Genomic DNA, 21266 nt, shown 5'->3' with positions numbered 1-21266 from the left:
GCGGCGTTGTACGGCTGTCATGCGTGATCGGCGAATTCGGGGTGCCGCCCGGGTCAGCCGACCATGCCCTCGGCCATCTCCTCGGTCAGGCTGGATTCCGTACCGGGGATCCCGAGGTCCTGCGCGCGCTTGTCGGCCATGGCCAGCAGCCGGCGGATACGGCCCGCGACGGCGTCCTTGGTCAGCGGCGGGTCGGCGAGCGCCCCCAGCTCCTCCAGGGATGCCTGCTTGTGCTCCATACGCAGCCGCCCGGCCGCCGCGAGGTGCTCGGGCACCTCGTCGCCGAGGATCTCCAGAGCGCGCTGTACCCGCGCGCCCGCGGCGACGGCGGCCCGAGCCGAGCGCCGCAGATTGGCGTCGTCGAAGTTGGCCAGCCGGTTGGCCGTGGCCCGAACCTCGCGGCGCATCCGCCGCTCCTCCCACGCCAGCACCGACTCGTGGGCCCCCAGCCGGGTCAGCAGCGCCCCGATCGCGTCACCGTCGCGGACGACCACCCGGTCCACGCCGCGCACCTCGCGCGCCTTGGCCGCGATCTGCAGCCGCCGGGCCGCGCCGACCAGCGCGAGGGCGGCCTCGGGGCCCGGGCAGGTGACCTCCAGCGACGAGGAGCGGCCGGGCTCGGTGAGCGAGCCGTGGGCGAGGAAGGCCCCGCGCCAGGCGGCCTCGGCGTCGCAGGTGGCGCCGGAGACGACCTGCGGGGGCAGGCCGCGAATGGGGCGGCCGCGGCCGTCGACCAGGCCGGTCTGGCGGGCCAGCTGGTCGCCGCCGGCGACCACCCGGACCACGTACCGGCTGCCGCGGCGCAACCCGCCCGGGGCCATCACCACCAGGTCGGAGGCGTGCCCGAAGATCTCCAGGATGTCCTTGCGCAGCCGCCGGGCGGCGATGCCGGTGTCCAGTTCGGCCTCGATCACGATGCGTCCGCTGACGAGGTGCAGACCGCCCGCGAACCTCAGGATCGCCGAGACCTCCGCCTTCCGGCAGCACGTCCGGGTGACGGGAAGCCGAGAGATTTCGTCCTTCACCGCTGGCGTCATCGCCATGGGCCGATCCTTCCATGCATCCGAAAAATACGGTCGTACGCGGCGGCCAGCAGCTCCGGGTCGTGCCGGGGAGCCCCGTCGGGCGCAGCCACAGGGGCCAGCTCGACCGTGCCGCCCAACCGCTCGGCGGCGTCACACAGGCTGCTCTGGTCGGGCACCGCTGCGGCGTCGGCCAGCACCACGTCGAAGGCGAGTTTAGGGGCGTGTCGGGCCAAAACCTCCAAATGACGCTGCGGGGAGAAGCCTTCGGTTTCACCGGGCTGGGGGGCCAGGTTCAGTGACAGCACACGCCGGGCCTTGGTCTCGACGAGCGCGTCGAGCAGCTCGGGGACCAGCAGGTGCGGGATCACCGAGGAGAACCAGGAGCCCGGGCCGAGCACCACCCAGTCGGCGTCGAGCACCGCGGCGACGGCCTCGGGCACGGCGGGCGGGTCCTCCGGGACCACGTGCACGGACTGCACCTCGCCCGGGGTCAGCGCCACGGTGGCCTGGCCGCGGACGGTGGAGATCTCGTCGGGACGGTCCGGGTCGTGCCCCCGTACGAGCGCCTGGAGCTCCAGCGGCACCGCGGACATGGGCAGCACCCGGCCGTGCGCCCCCAGGAGCCTGCCGACCCACTCCAGCGCCTTGACGGGGTCGCCCAGCTGCTCCCACAGCGCGACGATCAGCAGATTGCCCACGGCGTGGCCGTGCAGCTCGCCCTCGCTGGCGAAGCGGTGCTGGATGACCCGGGCCCAGGTCTGGCCCCAGTCGTCGTCGCCGCACAGCGCGGCGAGCGCCTTGCGCAGGTCACCGGGGGGCAGCACGCCCAGCTCGTCGCGGAGCCGGCCGCTGGAGCCGCCGTCGTCGGCCACCGTGACGACGGCGGTGAGGTCGCCGGTGATGCGGCGCAGCGCCGCGAGAGAGGCGGACAGGCCCATGCCGCCGCCGAGCGCGACGACCTTGGGCTGGGCACCACGGCCCGAGCGGCCGCCGACCAGCCGCCGCAGGCGCCGGGTGCGGAAGGGCGTAAGGCTCACTCGCGCCCCATGTCGCGGTGGACGACGACGGTCTCCACGCCTTCGGCGGCGAGACGGGCGGCCAGCCGCTCGGACATCGCGACGCTGCGGTGCTTGCCGCCGGTGCAGCCGACGGCGATGGTCACGTAGCGCTTGCCCTCTCGCCGGTATCCGGCGGCGATCAGCTGGAGCAGTTCGGCGTAGCGGTCGAGGAACTCCTTGGCGCCGGGCTGGTTGAAGACGTAGCCGGACACCTCCTCGTTGAGCCCGGTGAAGGGGCGCAGCTCGGGCACCCAGTGCGGGTTCGGCAGGAAGCGGCAGTCGACCACGAGGTCGGCGTCGACCGGCAGGCCGTACTTGTAGCCGAACGACATGACGGTGGCGCGCAGCTCCGGCTCCTCGTCGCCGGCGAACTGGGCGTCCATCTTGGCGCGCAGTTCGTGCACGTTGAGGCTGGAGGTGTCGATCACCAGGTCGGCGTCGCCGCGCAGCTCGCGCAGCAGGTCGCGCTCGGCGGCGATGCCGTCCACGATCCGGCCGTCGCCCTGGAGCGGGTGCGGGCGGCGTACGGACTCGAACCGGCGCACCAAGGCGTCGTCGGACGCCTCCAGGAACAGCACGCGGCGCTTGACGTGCTTGGCCTCAAGGTCGGCCAGGGACTCGCGGAGGTTGTCGAAGAAGCGGCGGCCGCGCACGTCCACGACGACGGCGATCCGGGCCACGTTCCCCTGCGAGCGGGCGCCGAGGTCCACCATGGTCGGGATCAGGGCGGGCGGCAGGTTGTCCACGACGAACCAGCCGAGGTCCTCCAGACACTTGGCGGCGGTGCTGCGGCCCGCCCCGGACATGCCAGAGATGATCACCAGCTCGGGGATGGCCGAGGTCTCGGCCGTGTCCCCGTTCGTGCCCGTACTCACCTGTGCTCCGTCTCCGTCGGTGTCTTGCGCGTTCATCTTCCTGTCCCCCGTGTCAGTGGCGACGCCGCCGCTGCGGCCTCGCCTTCCATACTGCTACCTCCGTGGAGGTGGTCTCCCCGTCCTCGGCCCGCTCGGGAGCGGCGTCGCACGTCAGCCCTCTTCTCCGTCGAGGATCTCGCCGGTGGCGGTGTTGACCGCCGGGGCGGCCGGGGCGGCCTGCGCCAGGGCCGCGGCGACGGTCTCGGCCGTTTTGCGGCCGATGCCGGGGACCTCGCAGATCTGGTCGATGGTGGCCGCGCGCAGCCGTTTGACCGAGCCGAAGTGCTTCAGCAGTGCCTGGCGGCGGCTGCCGCCCAGGCCCGGCACCGCGTCGAGCGGCCCGGCCTTCATGGTTTTGGCGCGCTTGCTGCGCTGGTAGCTGATGGCGAACCGGTGGGCTTCGTCCCGGACCCGCTGGAGGAGATAGAGCCCCTCACTGCTGCGCGGCAGCACCACGGGGTCGTGCTCGCCGGGGAGCCAGACCTCTTCCAGGCGCTTGGCCAGGCCGCAGACCGCGACGTCGTCGACGCCGAGCTCCTCCAGGGCCTTCTTGGCCGCGGCGACCTGCGGTGCGCCGCCGTCGACGACGACCAGCTGGGGCGGGTAGGCGAACTTCTTCGGCTTGCCGTCCTCGCCGATGGGCCCGCCGTTCGCCTCGGGGGTGTCCGTGGCGTCTTCCTCCTGCCACTCCCCCGTCTTCTGCTTCTCCTGGAGATACCGGCGGAAGCGGCGGCTGACGACCTCGTGCATGGAGCGGACGTCGTCCTGTCCTGCGAAGCTCTTGACCTGGAAGCGGCGGTACTCGCTCTTGCGCGCCAGGCCGTCCTCGAAGACGACCATGGAAGCCACGACGTCGTCGCCCTGGAAGTGCGAGATGTCGAAGCATTCGATGCGCAGCGGCGCGGAGTCCAGGTCCAGGGCCTCGGCAATCTCCTCCAGGGCGCGGGAGCGGGTGGTCAGGTCCGAGGCGCGCTTGGTCTTGTGCAGCACGAGTGCCTGCTGGGCGTTCCGCTGCACCGTCGCCATCAGGTCCTTCTTGTCGCCGCGCTGCGGTATCCGCAGGTCGACGCGGGCGCCACGGCGCTCGGTGAGCCACTGGGCGACCGGTGCGACGGGGTCCGGCAGGGCGGGCACCAGGACCTCCTTGGGAACCGCGTCGCCCTTCTCCTCGCCGTAGAGCTGCTGGAGGGCGTGCTCGACCAGGCCCGCGGTGTCCACGGCCTCGACCTTGTCGGTGACCCAGCCGCGCTGACCCCGGACCCGGCCGCCGCGCACATGGAAGATCTGGACCGCGGCTTCGAGCTCGTCCTCGGCGACGGCGATCAGGTCGGCGTCGGTGGCGTCGGCGAGGACGACGGCGTTCTTCTCCATGGCGCGCCTGAGCGCCTCGATGTCGTCGCGCAGCCGTGCCGCCCGCTCGTACTCCATCTCCTCCGCGGCCTGCTGCATCTCCTGTTCGAGGCGGCGCAGGTAGGTGCCGGTGCGGCCGGCCATGAAGTCGCAGAATTCCTCGGCGAGTTCGCGGTGCTCGGCGGCGGTGACCCGGCCGACGCACGGGGCGGAGCACTTGCCGATGTAGCCGAGGAGGCAGGGGCGGCCGATCTGATGGGAGCGCTTGAAGACCCCGGCGGAGCAGGTCCGTACGGGGAAGACCCGCAGCATGAGATCGACGGTCTCGCGGATCGCCCAGGCGTGGGCGTACGGGCCGAAGTAGCGCACGCCCTTCTTCTTGGGACCGCGCATCACCTGGACGCGCGGGAACTCCTCGCCCATGGTGACCGCCAGGGACGGATAGCTCTTGTCGTCCCGGTACTTGACGTTGAACCGGGGGTCGAACTCCTTGATCCAGGAGTATTCGAGCTGGAGCGCCTCGACCTCTGTGGAAACCACGGTCCACTCCACGGACGCCGCGGTGGTGACCATGGTGCGGGTGCGCGGGTGGAGGTTCGCCAGGTCCTGGAAATACGAGGAGAGCCGCTGGCGCAGGCTCTTCGCCTTTCCGACGTAGATCACCCGGCCGTGCTCGTCCCGGAACCTGTAGACCCCCGGCGAGTCGGGGATCTGTCCCGGCTTGGGTCGGTAGCTGCTGGGGTCGGCCATGGTCACCACCCTACTGGCGGACAGTGACAACGCGGCTCCGCGGCGGCGGCCGGGCCGTCCGGCTCCGGTGGGAATCACCCTCCGGGGCCGGACGGCCGCGGCTGCTCTCTTTGCGCCGCCAGGCGGCGTTCACCTCGCGGTTCCCGCCTCTGGGGGCCTTGTCTCAGGGTTCAGCGGCGGCGGGTGCGCAGCGCCGCGGCGCCGCACAGGCCCAGGGCGACGATCGCACCGGCGCCCGCGACGGTGGACGTGGCGGTGAGCAGCCCGTCGCTGCTGCCGTCGGCCGCCTGCCGCTGCTTCTCCGGCCGCGCCTCCGGCTGCTGCCCGTATCCGCCGGCCTTGCCCTTCTTGGCGTACGCCGACCCCGGGAGCTTGTCCCCGTACGCCTCGTGGACCCGCTTCTGGTAGGCGCGGACCGTGGTGCCGTCGGCGCCGATCGCGCGCGTGGCGTCGGCGTCCAGCGGCAGGACGCGCGTACCCCGCTGGACGTACCAGGCGTCGATCTGCGGCTCGCGGAACACGGTGCCGCCCTTGAGCTTCTTCGCGCCCTTGGCGGCGTACCGGGTCTCGTCGTCGCCGGTGGCGATGTTCACGACCTGCCAGGCCCCGCCCTGGCGTACGGTCCACACCGACGCCGCCTGCCCGTCCGAGGCGACGGCCTTGCTGGCGAGGAATTCCAGTTCGGCGACGGGCGTGCGCAGCGCGTCGCGCGCCCCCGGGTCGGCTGCCACGAACGCGGCGGAGAGGCTGTAGACGGGCACGGTGGCGCCCTCGATGCGCGGGGCGGCCGCCCGCTTGGCGACGGCCCCGTCCCGCGCGAAGAAGCGGGAGAGGGTGTCGAGGGTGGTGGGGGCGGTCGCGGCGTCGTGGGCGGCGCCGACGGCCGTCGCGGCGGGCGCCTTGGGGGCCGCGGGGGCCTCCTCGGCCTGGGCCGCGGGTGCGGCGAGTCCGACGAGGGCGGCGGCCAGGGCGCCACCGGCGAGGGTGCGCGTTGCGTTGACGAAGGTCACGGTGTCACGCCCCGATCCGGTAGAGCGAGTGGGTCCAGGAGAACTGGTTGTTGTTCACGTACCAGTCGTGGGACGCCCAGCTGTAGCGCTGGCTGGAGGGCCACGGGTCGCCCCACGCCACCCAGCTGCCGGACGTGTCGTAGCCGTATATGACCTGCATGTGCCCACCTCCTGACGACCACTGGATACGGGTCTCGATCGGGCGCTCCGCGTCGATCTCGCTCTGCACGGTGGAGTAGCGCAGCCATCCGTTCACATAGGAGCCGGGGGATATACCGATCCAGTTCAGTGCAGTCTGCACATTACCGAGGGTCGCCTGCCAGTTGGGGCAGTCGTAGCCCTGCGTGCGGTTGAACGCGGCGTTGCAGAACTGGTTCTGGCTGTAGTTGTAGCCGTAGTAGGTGGCGATGGTGTTGCCCGACGCGGCCCAGCACCAGTTGGTGTTCTGCTGCGCCTGCATGCTGATGTCGAGCTCGTTGGAGTAGGCCTCCGCGGCGACGGACTTGGTGTTCTTGGCATCGCTGCCGGGCGCGGGCGCCGCAGTGCTCGCGGTCGCCGTGGGCAGTGCGAGCAGCGCGGCGGCGGCGAGGGCGGCGACAGACAGTCGTCTGCCGCGCCTTCCGCGCATACGCGATGTATGGGGGACGAGAGACATGGACGTTCCTCCCGAATGAGCCGATGAGTTGAGTGGGGGGTGTTTCAGGTGGGGGGTGTCGGCACGGGGAGACCGACGCGGGTGTCGGCGTGAAGAGGCCGACGTGGGTGTCGGTGTGAAGAGGCCGACGTGGGGGGGTGGAGGAGCGCGTCCGGACGCTGGTGAGGAGCATCAGGTGTTGTTCGAATGGGGTCAACACGCTTCAATGCGAGGTGACATCGCGGTGTGAACGATCCGGACCAAATGTGAACGTCCAGTGCCCTTGAATGCTGGAATATGGCGTTCTCAACAGTGCGACACTCTGCGTCGGATCGTGAATGTTCACAGAGGAGCTCGCCGATGGGGCAGATCACCGCGCACGCGGACGCGGCCGAAGCGGAACTGGCGCAGGCCCTGCGCACCGGCCCGTTCCACCTGGCGCTGCGGGCGGCGCTGGCCGCGCGCGGCCTGGCTCTGCACCGGATACAGCACCGGCTCGCCCAACGCGGCATCAAGGTCGGGGTGACCAGCCTGAGCTACTGGCAGCAGGGCGCGCGGCGGCCGCGGCGGCCCGAGTCGCTCCGGGCGGTACGCGCCCTGGAGGACGTACTGGAACTGCCCGCGCACGCGCTGACCCGGCTGCTCGATCCGGGCTTCCGTCCGGAAGTGGAACGCCCCGCCGCGCGCACGTACCGTGCTCTGCTGGAGCACTCCGGCGCGCTGGAGGCCATGCTCGCCGAGTTGGAGTCACCACTCGACGGCGGGCTGCACACCGCCTGCCAGCTGGAGCGGGTGAGCATCGGCCCGCGGCGGGAGTTGCAGGGACGCGATTCCCAGCATGTCGTCCGTGCCCACCGGGACGGCGTCGACCGCTACGTCGCCATTCACCACGGAGAGGCGGGCGGCGACCCCTCGCAGGTCACGGTCCGGGCATGGGAGAACTGCCGCCTGGGGCGGGTGCGCTGGGACACGGCCGCCAATCTGGTCGTCGCGGAGCTGCTGTTCGACGCGCGGCTGCGCGCCGGGGACACGTACCTCTTCAGCTACGGCTTCGAGGACGGCACCGGCGGCCCGAGCACGGAGTACGAGCGGGGCTTCCCGTTCGCGAGCGGGCAGTACGTCCTCCAGGTACGGTTCGACGCCGCGGCGCTTCCCGTACGCTGCCGCCGCTTCGCGCGGGCCTCGGCGGGCGCGCCGCGCGGCGGGCAGCGGGAACTGACCCTGAGCGGCCAGCACCGGGTGGTGCATGTGGCCGAGCACGATGTGCGGCCGGGAATCCTGGGGATCGCCTGGGACTGGAACTGAGCGCGACGCCGCGGGCCGGCGGCGCTCATGCCTCCGGGCCGACGATCAACCTGCCGCCCTCGGTGCGCACCGGCACGGACGGCAGCGGCGCCACCGCCGGCCCCGCCAGCACCTTGCCGGTCTTCGCGTCGAACTCACTGCCGTGGCAGGAGCACCGGATCCGCTCGTCCTCCACCGAGCTCACCACGCACCCGGCGTGCGTGCACACCGCGCCGAACGCCTTGTACTCGCCCTTGGCGAGCCGCGTGACCACGACCCGGTCCTCGCGGTAGAGCTTCGTCCCGCCCACGGGGACGTCGCCTGGCGCGCCGAGATCGACCGGTGCGGTCGGGGTCGGCGGGACCTTCGAGCCGCCGGCCCCGCCGTCGCAGGCGGCGACCCCGAGCCCGGCGGCCCCGGCCAGCGCGGCCCCTCGCAGTACGGTTCGGCGGGCGGGGGGCTGGCTGGTCATGGGGACTCCTGTGCGTGGGGCGTGCGTTGGCTCGACGATACCGGCACAGATCATGCCGTTCCGACAGTGGTGCCTGGGCGTAGGCGAACGTTCGCACCAGCACTGACGTGAACGTTCATGCCGCGTGCGGTCATGGGATACGTTTCGGCGTCGACGTCGGCTGTACGTCCTGCAAGGGCTGAAGGCGGCCGGGGAAGAGCCGAGAGGCGCCGAAAAGGTCCGAAGGGCCCGAGCAAGAAGGTAGGACCCGATGAACGACCGAACCCGATGAACGACCGGAGAAGGGACCGCTCCTCGTGATCGTCGTTGCCGGAGAAGCCCTCATCGATCTCGTGCCTGACCGCGCCGGGGCGGGCGGCGGCCTGCCCGCCCTGCTGCCGCGCTGTGGCGGCGGTCCGTACAACACCGCGGTGGCACTGGGGCGGCTCGGCTCTCCGACCGCGTTCTGCTCACGTGTGTCGACCGACGCCTTCGGCGACGCGCTGCTGGCCGGACTGCGCGCCGACGGGGTCGACACCACGCTGGTGCAGCGCGGACCGGAACCCACCACGCTCGCGGTCGCGGACATCGGCTCCGACGGATCGGCGGGCTACGGCTTCTACGCCGAGGGCACCGCGGACCGGCTCTTCGCGTTGCCCGGTGCCCTGCCCGAGTCGGTGACGGCCGTCTCCGTGGGCACCTGCTCCCTGGTGCTGGAGCCGGGCGCGAGCGCGTACGAGGCGCTGCTGCGGCGCGAGGCCGCGCGGGGCCTGCTCACCGCGCTCGACCCCAACATCCGCCCCGGCCTCATCGCCGACGCCGACGGCTACCGCACCCGCTTCCGGTCCTGGCTTCCCTCCGTGAGCCTGCTCAAGCTGTCCGTCGAGGACGCCGTCTGGCTGGCCGGCGGGGCCGGGAACCCCAGCCTCGGTGCGGCGCTGGCGGCCTCCCGGGAATGGCTGGCCGAGGGGCCGGTGGCGGTCGTCCTCACCCATGGCGCGGACGGGCTGACCGTGCTGACCCGCACGGGCGGATCGGTCACCGTACCGGGCGAACGGGTCGCGGTGGCCGACACCATCGGCGCGGGCGACACGGTCAACGCCGCGCTGCTGCACCGGCTGGGCGCCCACGGCGCGCTGTCCCCGGCGGCCGCGGCAGCCCTGGACGACGCCGCGTGGCAGGACACCCTGCGCTTCGCGGCCCGCGCCGCGGCGATCACCTGTTCCCGCCCGGGCGCGCAGCCACCGTACGCGTCGGAGCTGGCCTGACGCGGCCAATAGTCGTCGCACCGCCCCGGGCGGCAACCGGGGCGGGGGGGCGACCGCCCCGGTTATGGCACCGGCAGACCTCCCCCACGCAGCCGCCTCCCGTCACGCACCCGACGGGCAGCGGGGCGCGCGGCCTGCGCGGGCACCGGCGTCTTGAACAGACCCGGGCCCCGGCACCCGGCCTGCGGGGCGCCGAGCTCTCGGACAATCCCGGGCCCCGGAACCCGGCCTGCGGGGCGCCGAGCTCTCGGACAATCCCGGGCCCCGGAACCCGGCCTGCGGGGCGCCGAGCTCTCGGACAGACCCCGGCCCGCCCCGCTGAAGGCGGGACCGGCGCCCGCCGGGCGACCGCGTCGTACGTGATGCGCGCGGTCGCCCGCCCGCATCACGCCCGGCGCGCCCGTGCCGTCTTCTTGGGCGCGGCGGCGGCCGGCACGGTCGCCCCCGCTGCCTTCTTCACCGCGGTGGAGTTCGCCTTCTTCGCCGCGGTCTTCTTCGCGGCGGGCTTCCTCCCCGCGGCCGTCCCCGTCCCCTTCCGGGCCGCGGGCACCACCGCGTCACTCACCCGCTCCCCCAGCAGCTCCCGCAGGAACTTGCCGGTGTGGCTGGCGGGCACCGAAGCGACCTGCTCCGGCGTGCCCTCGGCGATGACCAGGCCACCGCCGCTTCCGCCCTCCGGGCCCATGTCCACGACCCAGTCCGCCGTCTTGATCACATCGAGGTTGTGCTCGATGACGATCACCGTGTTGCCCTTGTCGACCAGCCCGGACAGCACCGCGATCAGCTTGCTGATGTCCTCGAAGTGCAGGCCGGTCGTCGGCTCGTCCAGCACGTAGACCGTGCGCCCCGTCGAACGCTTCTGCAGCTCGCTGGCCAGCTTGACCCGCTGCGCCTCACCGCCGGAGAGCGTCGGGGCCGACTGCCCGAGGCGCACATACCCCAGTCCGACCTCGTTGAGCGTCCGCAGATGACGGGCGATGGTCGGCACCGCCTCGAAGAAGTCCAGCGCCTCCTCGATCGGCATGTCCAGCACCTCGGCGATGGACTTGCTCTTGTAATGGACCTCCAGGGTCTCCCGGTTGTAGCGCGCGCCGTGGCAGACCTCGCACGGCACATACACATCGGGCAGGAAGTTCATCTCGATCTTGATGGTGCCGTCACCGGCGCAGTTCTCGCACCGGCCGCCCTTGACGTTGAAGGAGAACCGGCCGGGCAGATAGCCGCGGACCTTCGCCTCCATCGTCTCCGCGAAGAGCTTGCGCACATGGTCGAAGACCCCGGTGTACGTCGCCGGGTTGGAGCGGGGCGTACGGCCGATGGGCGACTGGTCGACGTGCACGACCTTGTCGACGAGGTCGTCGCCGTCCACCCGCGTGTGGCGGCCCGGCACCGATCGCGCACCGTTCAGCTCGCGCGCCAGGTGGGTGTAGAGGATGTCGTTGACCAGCGTGGACTTGCCCGATCCGGAGACACCCGTGACGGCGGTGAGCACGCCGAGAGGGAAGGAGACGTCGATGTCCTGCAGATTGTTCTCGCGGGCACCGTGCACCGTCAGCTGCCGCTCCGGGTCCACGGACCGACGGGATGCCGGCAGCGCGATGGACTTCTTCCCGGACAGGTACTGCCCGGTCATCGAGTCCTTGTTGCGCAGCAGTTCCTTCAAGGGGCCGCTGTGCACCACCTTGCCGCCGTGCTCACCCGCGCCCGGGCCGATGTCCACCACCCAGTCCGAGGTCTTGATGGTGTCCTCGTCGTGCTCGACGACGATCAGTGTGTTCCCGAGATCGCGCAGACGCACCAGGGTCTCGATGAGCCGGTGGTTGTCACGCTGGTGCAGACCGATCGACGGCTCGTCCAGCACGTAGAGCACACCGACCAGGCCGGAGCCGATCTGGGTGGCGAGCCGGATGCGCTGGGCCTCACCGCCGGACAGCGTGCCCGCAGCGCGGTTCAGCGAGAGGTAGTCGAGACCGACGTCGACCAGGAACCTCAGCCGCTCGTTGACCTCCTTCAGCACGCGCTCCGCGATCGTCTTCTCGCGGGCGTTCAGCTTCATCTCACGCAGGAACTCCGCGCATTCGCTGATCGACATCGCGGAGACCTCCGCGATGGACCGGCCCTGCACGGTGACCGCGAGGACGATCGGCTTGAGGCGGGTGCCCTCACAGGTGGGGCAGGGCACCTCACGCATGTACCCCTCGAAGCGCTCCCGGCTGGAGTCGCTCTCCGCCTCCGAGTGCCGCCGCTTGACGAACGGCACGGCACCTTCGAAGGCCGTGGTGTAGGCCCGCTCCCGGCCGTACCGGTTGCGGTAGCGCACCTCGATCTGGGTCTTGTGGCCGTTGAGTAGCGCCTTCTTGGCCCGCTGGGGCAGTCCGGCCCAGGGGATGTCCGTACGGAAGCCGAGTGCGTCGGCGAGTGCCCCGACCAGGCGGCCGAAGTAGTCCTTGGTGTGTCCGTGGGACCAGGGGTGGATGGCACCCTCGTCCAGGGAGCGCTCCTCGTCCGGGACGATCAGCTCGGGGTCGACCTCCATCCGCGTGCCGATGCCCGTGCAGTCCGGGCAGGCGCCGAACGGCGAGTTGAAGGAGAAGGAGCGGGGCTCCAGTTCCTCGAAGGAGAGATCGTCGTACGGGCAGTAGAGGTGCTCGGAGAACATCCGCTCGCGCTGCGGGTCGTCCTCGTCGAGGTCCACGAAGTCGAGGATCACCATGCCGCCGGAGAGCCCGAGCGCGGTCTCCACCGAGTCGGTCAGCCGCCGCTTGGCGCTGTCCTTGACGGTGAGGCGGTCGACGACGACCTCGATGGTGTGCTTCTCCTGCTTCTTCAGCTTGGGCGGATCGGACAGCTGGATGGTCTGGCCGTCCACCCGGGCCCGGCTGTAGCCCTTGGTCTGGAGGTCGGAGAAGAGATCGACGAACTCGCCCTTGCGCTCGCGGACCAGCGGCGACAGCACCTGGAAGCGGCTGCCCTCGGGCAGCTCCAGCACCCGGTCCACGATGGCCTGCGGCGACTGGCGGGCGATCGGGCGGCCGCACTCGGGGCAGTGCGGCTTGCCGATCCGGGCGAAGAGCAGCCGGAGGTAGTCGTAGACCTCCGTGATGGTGCCGACCGTGGAGCGCGGATTCCGCGAGGTCGACTTCTGGTCGATGGAGACGGCCGGGGACAGGCCCTCGATGAAGTCCACGTCGGGCTTGTCCATCTGTCCCAGGAACTGCCGGGCGTAGGAGGAGAGCGACTCGACGTAGCGACGCTGCCCCTCGGCGAAGATCGTGTCGAACGCGAGGGAGGACTTGCCCGATCCCGACAGCCCGGTGAAGACGATCAGGGAGTCACGGGGGAGGTCGAGCGAGACGTTCTTGAGGTTGTGCTCGCGAGCGCCACGGACGATGAGACGGTCGGCCACGCCGGTCGGCACCTTTCGTGAGGAAGTGAGGGGTGCGCCGGTCTCTGCTTCTTGGATCCTCTGTCTCGCTGGTCCCACCAGCCGAGGCTGACGAGCAGAGGCGGAGCGGAGCATGCCCCCGACCCAGGGTAGGGGGCGGAACGGCGTTGTCTTCAAGGATGCAGCACTCCGAGCCTATAGCACGCACATTCGAATTGCGGGCGAAGTCCGCCACCTTCACCCGAATGAGTGGGCGAAGGCATTACGGTCGGAGCATGAGTGACTACGCACGCGATGCCTCCGCGGTCCAGGGGGCCACCGACCGCCTGCTCACCGCGGTCGCCGGACTCGACGAGGGCGCCGCCGCCCAGCCGTCCCTGCTGCCCGGCTGGACCCGCGGCCATGTGCTCGCCCACCTGGCCCGGAACGCCGACGCTCTGGTCAATCTCCTCACCTGGGCTCGCACCGGCGAAGAGACCCCGATGTACGCGAGCGAGGGCGCCCGCGACCGCGACATCGAGCGCGACGCCGCACGCCCGCTGGCCGTCCACCTCGACGATCTGCGCACCAGTGCCTTCCGGTTCAACGCGGCGGCCGCGGCCCTCCCCCGGGACCGCTGGACCTTCGAGGTGACCATGCGCAACGGCGTGACCGAGCGCGCCGAGCGGCTGCCGCTCCGTCGCCTGGTGGAGGTCGAGCTGCACCATGTCGACCTGGGCATCGGCTACACGATGGCGGATCTGCCCGACGCGTTCGTCGAGCGGCACCTGGCCTTCCTCACCACGGTGAAGTTCGCCGGGCACCCGGATCTGCCCGCGCTGCGACTCACGGACGGCGAACGCGCGTGGGAGACAGGCCGTGCGCAGGGTCCGCGGCTCACGGTCAGCGGCTCCCCCCGCGAGCTACTGGGCTGGCTCACCGGCCGGGCGGATGGCTCCGGGCTCTCCGCCTCCGACGCCCCGCTGCCCACCGTCCCGCCGCTAGGCTGAGGCCATGACTTACAGCGGAGCGGTGAAGGTCGGCGGGCCTGCGGAGACGCACGAACTGCCCGACGTGATGATCTCGAAGGTCGCGGTCGGCCCCATGAACAACAACGCCTATCTGTTGCGCTGCCGCGCGACCGATGAGCAGCTGCTGATCGACGCCGCCGCCGAACCCCATACCCTGCTGACCCTGATCGGCGAGGACGGCATCGGGTCCGTGGTCACCACCCACCGGCACGGCGACCACTGGGGCGCGCTGCGCGAGGTGGTGGACGCCACGAGCGCGACGACCTACGCCGGACGGTACGACGCCGAGGGCATCCCGGTGCCGACCCAGGTACTGGTCGAGGACGGCGACACGATCCGCGTCGGACGCGTGGAGCTGACCGCCCGCCACCTGGTCGGGCACACCCCGGGCAGCATCGCCCTCGTCTACGACGACCCGCACGGCCACCCGCATGTGTTCACCGGCGACTGCCTGTTCCCGGGCGGGGTCGGCAACACCCATGACGACGCCGCCGCGTTCACCAGCCTGATCAACGACGTCGAGACCAAGCTCTTCGACGCCCTGCCGGACGAGACCTGGGTCTACCCCGGCCATGGCGACGACACCACGCTCGGCGCCGAGCGTCCGCACCTGGCCGAGTGGCGCGAACGCGGCTGGTGAACCACGGGGCCGCCCCTCCCCACGGCCGGCGACGGCTCTCAGGAGGGGCGGCGTTCCGTCAGGCCTCGACGCTGTCCTTGTCCCTGCTGTCGACCCCGCTCTCGGGGGCCGTCTGCGCCCCCTCTGCGGCGGCCTGCTTCTTCGAGGCGTACAGGCTGGTGACCGTGGTGACGGCGAGCACCGCGCAGATGACGCCCAGCGAGACCGGGATGCCGATCTCCGGGACATGCACGCCGGATTCGTGCAGCGCGTGCAGGACCAGCTTCACGCCGATGAAGCCGAGGATGACCGACAGGCCGTAGGAGAGGTGGACCAGCTTCTTCAGCAGCCCGCCGATGAGGAAGTACAGCTGCCGCAGGCCCATCAGCGCGAAGGCGTTGGCGGTGAAGACGATGTACGGGTCCTGGGTGAGACCGAAGATCGCGGGTATCGAGTCCAGCGCGAAGAGGACGTCGGTCGTACCGATCGCCAGCATGACGATCAGCATCGGGGTCATCAGGCGCTTGCCGTTCTGGACGATGAACAGCTTGGTCCCGTGGTACGTGTCGGTGGACGGGAAGCGCTTCTCGACCATCTTCAGGAAGCGGTTCTCCTCGAACTCCTCGTCCTCCTCCTCGGCCCGCGCCTCCTTGATGAGTTTCCAGGCCGTCCAGATGAGGAACGCGCCGAAGATGTAGAACACCCAGGCGAAGTTCGAGATGATCGCGGCGCCGGCGCCGATGAACCCCGCGCGCAGGACAAGCGCGATGAGCACACCCACCATCAGCACGCGCTGCTGGTATATCGACGGCACCGCGAACTTCGCCATGATCAGGACGAAGACGAAGAGGTTGTCGACGCTCAGCGATTTCTCGGTGATGAAGCCCGCGAAGAACTCGCCCGACGGCTGGCCGCCGCCGAAGATCAGCAGACCGAGCCCGAAGAGCCCGGCCAGCGCGATCCAGACCGCGGTCCAGATCCCGGCCTCCTTGAGGGAGACCTCGTGCGGCTTGCGGCCGCCTATGAAGAAATCGGCGGCGATGAGGGCGCACAGACCGACGATCGTCAGCACCCACAACGTCAGGGAAACATCCATTGGTCCTCCGGCATTCGTACGGCAGATTTCAGCGTCGTCGCTGCCGGAGGTCTCTTCCACCCGCGACAAGGCCACGGGCCGACGCCCCGGGATCCGGTCGATCCGTGATGACGGGTACGTCGCAGCGGGAGTACTCCCCTCCGCACGAAAGAGAGTACAGGGATGCCCAAGGAAAAGTAAAGAGAAGGGTAAATCCCCTGGTCAGATGGGATTAGTTGCCATAGGCCCGCCGCGCCTGCGCCACCTGCGACAGGACCTGGTCGAGGACCTGACTGCCCGCCGGAACGAGCGCCGGCTCATAGGTCCAGGCATGGCCGACCCACGGGTCGGCCAGATGGTCGTCCGGGACCGGCGTGATCCGCAGCAGCGCCCGCCACAGCGGATCGAGCACCGGCCCGTACGCCCGCGCGTCCTGCCGGTCGGCCACCATCATCAGATGCACACCGACGGCCGGGCCCTCGTCCGCGAGGTAGCGCAGCTGAGTGACCGCCCGGTCGTCGAAGCCGTGCGGGAAGTCATGGACGATCAGGAGCTGCTGGGCGGTGTCCAGATCCGGCGGCAGCGCATCGGTGGCACCACTGCGGATGGCCATCTGCACCAGGTCGACGCGCTGTGTCAGCCCGGCCAGCACCGCGTTCACACCCTGGGCGCCCGCCGCGGGAGGCTCCCGCAGCACACCGGAGCGGGTCAGCGGCGCGAGTGAGGCCGCCGCGGACCCCGCCGGGTCGATCACGTGCACCGTGAACTCGCCCGCCGGATAGACGGCCAGCAGCCGGGCGGCGTGCGCGACCGCGGTGTCCACGGCCTTGCGACGCAGCTCGGTGGAGTCCAGCAGCGCGGCGTCCGAAGAGCCGTCGCGCCCGCTGTCGATCCACAGCCCGCGTTCGAGCGGAAGCCTCATCAGCATGGGGACGTGCAGTCCCGCGCTCTCGGGGAGGTGCAGATCGCCGAGGCGCAGCGCCATCGGCATCTCCATCGGCACCTGGTAGCCCTGCCATACCGGGCTGTCCCAGCGGGCGTAGGCAGGCGGCAGCGCGGGCTCGACGACCTCGGCCTCCGCCGTGAGCTGCGCCACGTCACGATCCAGGACCACACGGGCCTGTTCGACGAGCTGAGTGTGCTTGGCACGCGCCTCCGCGCGCGCCGAGTCGGCAGCCGGACCGACGCGGGTGCTCGGGTCGGAGAGCACCCGGTCCAGCTCCTGCTCCATGCGGGAGTCCGCGAAGTCGACGGCGCTGCGGTACGCGGCGGTCGTACGCGCGAGGTCCTCGAACATGCCCCAGACCTGGTTGTAGAGCCGCTCGTCCATGGTCCATCCGGAGGCGTCGCCCGCGACGGGCACGGCGGGCTGCCCCGGAGTGGCGGGCGGGGCAGTCGGGGCCGGGGGCGGCGGGGCCGAGGTGCGGCGGCCGGGGTGCTGGTAGCTGACGGGGCCGCCCACCGGCTGGGCAGGGGACTGCTGGGCACCTCCGGGCGGCTGCACGGGGGCGGGCCCGCCATCGGCCGGGGCACTGCCACCGGCCGTCGCGGTACGCACCCGGCCGGAGCCGCCGGAGCGCGGCGGGGGCTGCGCCACGGAGCGCGCCATGCCCAGAGCGACGGCGTCGTTGATCCGCGCGGCGAGTTCGGCGGCCTGCGGCAGCCCCTGGTCCTGGAGCATGGCGGCCAGTCCACCCGCATACCCCTGGCCTACGGCGCGCACCTTCCACGCGCCCTGCCTGCGGTAGAGCTCCAGGGCGACCACGGCGGACTCGGAGTCCAGATCGGTGATGGTGTAACCGGCGACGCCGGCTCCGTCGAGGCCGGTGACCGCGATGAACGGCGCCGGCAGGGCGCCGAACCGGACGGGTCCGCCCACGCCGGCCGGGAGCGCGAGCAGCACACTGACCCGGTGGACGCCGTCGGGCAGCGCGTCCAGGTCGACTGCGAGCCGGTGGTCGGCCGCGGCCTGCTTGGAGACCTCTATGCCGGGGAGCTGGGGGGCGGCGGGGTGCGCGACCCATTCCGCTCCGCGGACCGTGCCCTGTTCATCGCCCAGTGTCGCCCCGGCCACGACCGGCTCGCCGGCCGAGACCCGGATCTCCAAACGGGCCTGGGGCAGAGGGTGGTTCTGCCCTCGGACCAGCTCGGCCGTCATCGCGTGCGCTCCCTTGTTGCGTCGTTCGTTGCATGTGCCCGTCGGCCCGGCGGCACATCGCCGCCGGGCCGTCAAATGCCGTAAGCCGAGCGGCCGGTCAGCCGGCCGCCGGCGCCGCTCACAGGTGCGGGGCGATGAAGGGCATCAGGTCCTGGAAGGTGCGGCCGTTGGCGGGCTCGCCGAGGGCCTTCATCTGCCAGCCGTTCCCCGCGCGCTGCACCTTCGCCATGATCTGGGCGGTGTACTGGCCGCCGCCGGTGAGGGTGTACCGCGCCAGCTCCTGGCCGTTGGTCTCGTCCACCAGACGGCAGAACGCGTTCTGCACCTCGGCGAAGGTCTGCCCGGTGAAGGAGTTGACGGTGAAGATGATCTGGTCGATGTGCACCGGCACGCGCTGCAGGTCGACCAGGATCGCCTCGTCGTCGCCGCCCTGGCCCACGCCGCCCACGAGGTTGTCACCGGTGTGCCGGACCGAACCGTCGTCGCTCGTGAGGTGGCGGAAGAAGACGACGTCCGTCGGCTGCTGTCCGGCGAACAGTACAGCCGAGGCGTCGAGGTCGATTTCGCGCGTGCGGGACCCGAACAGCCCACGGCGGGCGGCGGCCTGCCACCCCAGTCCCATTCGCACCGCGGTCAGGGTTCCGCCGTCGGCCTTCTGCAGGCTGATGGACTGGCCCTTGGTCATGTTGACCGTCACGTGCTGTCCCTACTCTCATTTCTCGATCCCCGCGGCCGCCCGTCGGTGCGGCCCTCCCTGAAACCCTATGCACTGCCGCGGGCGGACCGACAATCGGCAGCGGCTTTGTGTCGTTCTTGCAACACACCGCACGGCGTGGCGGGGGCCTCGGGTCAGGCGAGCCCGGCCTCCCGCATCTGCCGGAGCTCCTTCTTCAACTCCCCCACCTCGTCGCGCAGCCGGGCCGCGACCTCGAACTGCAGCTCCGCCGCCGCGGCGCGCATCCGCTCGGTCATCTCCTCGATCAGTTCGGCGAGTTCGGTGGCTGGCCGGTCGGTCGGCTTGCCGCCCTTCGCCCCCGGCTTGTGCGCGGCGAGCGCGGGCACCGGCGCCTTGGCCTGCCCCTTGGCCTTGACCCCGCCCTGCTCCTGCTGCCGGTAGCCGCTGCCCAGCAGTTCCTTGGTGTCCATCTCCTCGCGCGCGATCGTGGCGACGATGTCCCCGATCTTCTTCCGGAGCGGCTGCGGGTCGATGCCGTTCGCCTTGTTGTAGGCGATCTGCTTCTCACGGCGGCGGTTGGTCTCGTCGATGGCCTTCTCCATCGCCCGTGTGATCTTGTCGGCGTACATGTGGACCTGGCCCGAGACGTTACGGGCGGCCCGTCCGATCGTCTGGATCAGCGAGGTCCCGGAGCGCAGGAAGCCTTCCTTGTCGGCGTCCAGGATCGCCACCAGGGAGACTTCTGGGAGGTCCAGGCCCTCGCGCAGCAGGTTGATGCCGACCAGGACGTCGAACTCGCCGGCGCGCAGCTCGCGCAGCAGCTCCACCCGGCGCAGCGTGTCGACGTCGCTGTGCAGATAGCGCACCTGGATGCCGAGTTCCAGCATGTAGTCGGTGAGGTCCTCGGCCATCTTCTTGGTCAGCGTGGTCACCAGGACGCGCTCGTCCTTCTCGGTGCGCGTGCGGATCTCGTGGATGAGGTCGTCGATCTGGCCGTCGGTGGGCTTGACCACGACCTCGGGGTCGACCAGTCCGGTGGGCCGGATGATCTGCTCGACGAAGCCGTCGCCGCGTGAGAGCTCGTACGGACCGGGCGTGGCGGACAGATACACGGTCTGGTCGACCCGCTCCAGGAACTCCTCCCACTTGAGCGGGCGGTTGTCCAGGGCGGAGGGCAGCCGGAAGCCGTGCTCGATCAGCGTGCGCTTCCGGGAGGCGTCGCCCTCGTACATGGCACCGATCTGCGGGACGGTGACATGCGACTCGTCGATGACCAGGAGGAAGTCGTCGGGGAAGAAGTCCAGAAGGGTGTGCGGCGGGGTGCCGGACTCACGGCCGTCGATGTGCAGCGAGTAGTTCTCGATGCCGGAGCAGGTGCCGATCTGCCGCATCATCTCGATGTCGTACGTCGTCCGCATGCGCAAGCGCTGGGCTTCGAGGAGCTTGCCCTGCTTCTCCAGCCGGGCCAGGGTCTGGGCCAGCTCGCTCTCGATCCCGGTGATGGCCCGCTCCATGCGCTCGGGTCCGGCGACGTAGTGGGTGGCGGGGAAGACGTACAGCTCCTGGTCATCGGAGATGACCTCGCCGGTCAGCGGATGCAGGGTGGACAGCGCCTCGATCTCGTCGCCGAACATCTCGATGCGGACGGCGAGCTCCTCGTAGACCGGGAAGATCTCGATGGTGTCGCCGCGAACCCGGAAGGTGCCCCGGGTGAACGCCACGTCGTTGCGTGTGTACTGGATGTCGACGAAGCGGCGCAGCAGCTGGTCGCGGTCGATCTCGTCGCCGACCTTCAGCGGCACCATCCGGTCGACGTACTCCTGCGGTGTGCCCAGGCCGTAGATGCAGGAGACGGAGGCCACCACGACGACGTCACGCCGGGTGATCAGCGAGTTCGTGGCCGAGTGGCGCAGCCGCTCGACCTCCTCGTTGATGGAGGAGTCCTTCTCGATGTAGGTGTCCGACTGCGGGACGTACGCCTCGGGCTGGTAGTAGTCGTAGTACGAGACGAAGTACTCCACCGCGTTGTTCGGCAGGAGCTCCCGGAACTCGTTGGCGAGCTGGGCGGCCAGCGTCTTGTTGGGCGCCATGACCAGGGTCGGCCGCTGGAGCCTCTCGATCATCCACGCGGTGGTCGCGGACTTGCCGGTGCCGGTCGCCCCGAGCAGTACGACGTCCTTCTCACCGGCGCGGATGCGCCGCTCCAGGTCGGCGATGGCCGTCGGCTGGTCGCCGCTGGGCTGGTAGGGGCTGACGACCTCGAAGGGCGCCACCTTGCGTTCGATCTGAGATACGGGCCGCATGGGTCCACCGTACGACCGACCACTGACAGACGGCCCGGCTGCTGCCCCTGCCCGGCTCGCCTCGTGCGTATCAGGCGACCGAGTGAAGGGGGGTCACCCCCTGCGAGACGCCCCGGTGGGTGCCAGGAGGCACCTGGCCGGTGTGTCGGGGCCGATTCGTCACCGTTCCCCGCCCACGTCGCTGACCTGGGGCAACGGTCCCGGCTACGGGACCCGTGACCCGATCGGCCGAACGCCCGCGAATTTGTCATTTCATCATCCGTCCGTCCGATGTCTATCCCCCGGTGCACCTCGGC

16 protein-coding genes are annotated in these 21266 nt (G+C 70.8%); 4 read left to right on the top strand and 12 right to left on the bottom strand.

Features of this window, described 5'->3' with window-relative positions; genetic code table 11:
* Positions 1-53 precede the first annotated feature (53 nt).
* From whiA to ACQUSR_RS25840, 6 genes are all read right to left on the bottom strand, one after another.
* On the bottom strand, positions 54-1043 hold the full coding sequence (gene whiA / locus ACQUSR_RS25865) for a DNA-binding protein WhiA (protein ID WP_304461124.1): 990 nt from the start codon (positions 1041-1043) through the stop codon (positions 54-56).
* Positions 1034-2062: a gluconeogenesis factor YvcK family protein gene (locus ACQUSR_RS25860; protein WP_431045011.1), complete on the bottom strand. Its 1029-nt coding sequence runs from the start codon at positions 2060-2062 to the stop codon at positions 1034-1036. Before ACQUSR_RS25860 ends, whiA begins: the two co-directional genes overlap by 10 nt.
* The gene (gene rapZ / locus ACQUSR_RS25855; protein ID WP_431045010.1) at positions 2059-2994 is read right to left on the bottom strand and encodes an RNase adapter RapZ; all 936 of its coding nucleotides are present in this window, start codon (positions 2992-2994) and stop codon (positions 2059-2061) included. The genes ACQUSR_RS25860 and rapZ overlap by 4 nt, the downstream gene beginning before the upstream one ends.
* 114 nt (positions 2995-3108) lie before the next feature.
* Positions 3109-5097, bottom strand: a complete 1989-nt coding sequence (gene uvrC / locus ACQUSR_RS25850; RefSeq protein ID WP_431045009.1) for an excinuclease ABC subunit UvrC — start codon at positions 5095-5097, stop codon at positions 3109-3111.
* A 170-nt stretch (positions 5098-5267) separates the two neighbouring features.
* Positions 5268-6107, bottom strand: coding sequence for a hypothetical protein (locus tag ACQUSR_RS25845; protein WP_431045008.1), 840 nt, complete (start codon positions 6105-6107; stop codon positions 5268-5270).
* A gap of 4 nt (positions 6108-6111) precedes the next feature.
* Positions 6112-6735: a papain-like cysteine protease family protein gene (locus tag ACQUSR_RS25840; RefSeq protein WP_431045007.1), complete on the bottom strand. Its 624-nt coding sequence runs from the start codon at positions 6733-6735 to the stop codon at positions 6112-6114.
* 366 nt (positions 6736-7101) lie between these two features.
* On the opposite strand from ACQUSR_RS25840, the gene ACQUSR_RS25835 reads away from it, so the two are divergent.
* Positions 7102-8046: a hypothetical protein gene (locus tag ACQUSR_RS25835; protein WP_431045006.1), complete on the top strand. Its 945-nt coding sequence runs from the start codon at positions 7102-7104 to the stop codon at positions 8044-8046.
* Between the two features lie 25 nt (positions 8047-8071).
* Here ACQUSR_RS25835 and ACQUSR_RS25830 read toward each other — a convergent pair whose 3' ends face one another.
* Positions 8072-8497: a ubiquinol-cytochrome c reductase iron-sulfur subunit gene (locus ACQUSR_RS25830; RefSeq protein WP_431045005.1), complete on the bottom strand. Its 426-nt coding sequence runs from the start codon at positions 8495-8497 to the stop codon at positions 8072-8074.
* 296 nt (positions 8498-8793) lie between these two features.
* Here ACQUSR_RS25830 and ACQUSR_RS25825 point away from each other — a divergent pair, with 296 nt between their 5' ends.
* Positions 8794-9744 (top strand): carbohydrate kinase family protein, encoded by a 951-nt coding sequence (locus ACQUSR_RS25825; RefSeq protein WP_431045004.1) that lies wholly within the window; start codon positions 8794-8796, stop codon positions 9742-9744.
* 385 nt (positions 9745-10129) lie between these two features.
* Here the strand turns inward: ACQUSR_RS25825 and uvrA are convergent, their stop codons facing one another.
* The gene (gene uvrA / locus ACQUSR_RS25820; protein ID WP_431045003.1) at positions 10130-13150 is read right to left on the bottom strand and encodes an excinuclease ABC subunit UvrA; all 3021 of its coding nucleotides are present in this window, start codon (positions 13148-13150) and stop codon (positions 10130-10132) included.
* 254 nt (positions 13151-13404) lie between these two features.
* Between uvrA and ACQUSR_RS25815 the strand changes: the two genes are divergently transcribed.
* Together ACQUSR_RS25815 and ACQUSR_RS25810 are read left to right on the top strand one after the other, a co-directional pair.
* The gene (locus tag ACQUSR_RS25815; RefSeq protein WP_431045002.1) at positions 13405-14118 is read left to right on the top strand and encodes a maleylpyruvate isomerase family mycothiol-dependent enzyme; all 714 of its coding nucleotides are present in this window, start codon (positions 13405-13407) and stop codon (positions 14116-14118) included.
* Between the two features lie 4 nt (positions 14119-14122).
* On the top strand, positions 14123-14779 hold the full coding sequence (locus ACQUSR_RS25810; protein ID WP_431045001.1) for an MBL fold metallo-hydrolase: 657 nt from the start codon (positions 14123-14125) through the stop codon (positions 14777-14779).
* A gap of 58 nt (positions 14780-14837) precedes the next feature.
* On the opposite strand, the gene ACQUSR_RS25805 is transcribed toward ACQUSR_RS25810, so the two are convergent.
* The 4 genes from ACQUSR_RS25805 to uvrB all read right to left on the bottom strand — a co-directional run bounded on the left by ACQUSR_RS25805 (position 14838) and on the right by uvrB (position 20970).
* Positions 14838-15854, bottom strand: a complete 1017-nt coding sequence (locus tag ACQUSR_RS25805) for a TerC family protein (protein ID WP_431045000.1) — start codon at positions 15852-15854, stop codon at positions 14838-14840.
* 211 nt (positions 15855-16065) lie between these two features.
* Positions 16066-17991: a TerD family protein gene (locus tag ACQUSR_RS25800; protein WP_431044999.1), complete on the bottom strand. Its 1926-nt coding sequence runs from the start codon at positions 17989-17991 to the stop codon at positions 16066-16068.
* Between the two features lie 118 nt (positions 17992-18109).
* Positions 18110-18688, bottom strand: a complete 579-nt coding sequence (locus ACQUSR_RS25795; RefSeq protein WP_431044998.1) for a TerD family protein — start codon at positions 18686-18688, stop codon at positions 18110-18112.
* A 152-nt stretch (positions 18689-18840) separates the two neighbouring features.
* The gene (uvrB, locus tag ACQUSR_RS25790) at positions 18841-20970 is read right to left on the bottom strand and encodes an excinuclease ABC subunit UvrB (RefSeq protein ID WP_431044997.1); all 2130 of its coding nucleotides are present in this window, start codon (positions 20968-20970) and stop codon (positions 18841-18843) included.
* Positions 20971-21266: the final 296 nt, after the last annotated feature.

Origin of the sequence: Streptomyces sp. P1-3 (genome assembly GCF_050613155.1) — a bacterium.
GTDB lineage: Bacteria > Actinomycetota > Actinomycetes > Streptomycetales > Streptomycetaceae > Streptomyces.
The sequence above is the reverse complement of the archived record's forward strand: the minus strand, read 5'-3'. Positions and strand labels throughout refer to the sequence as shown.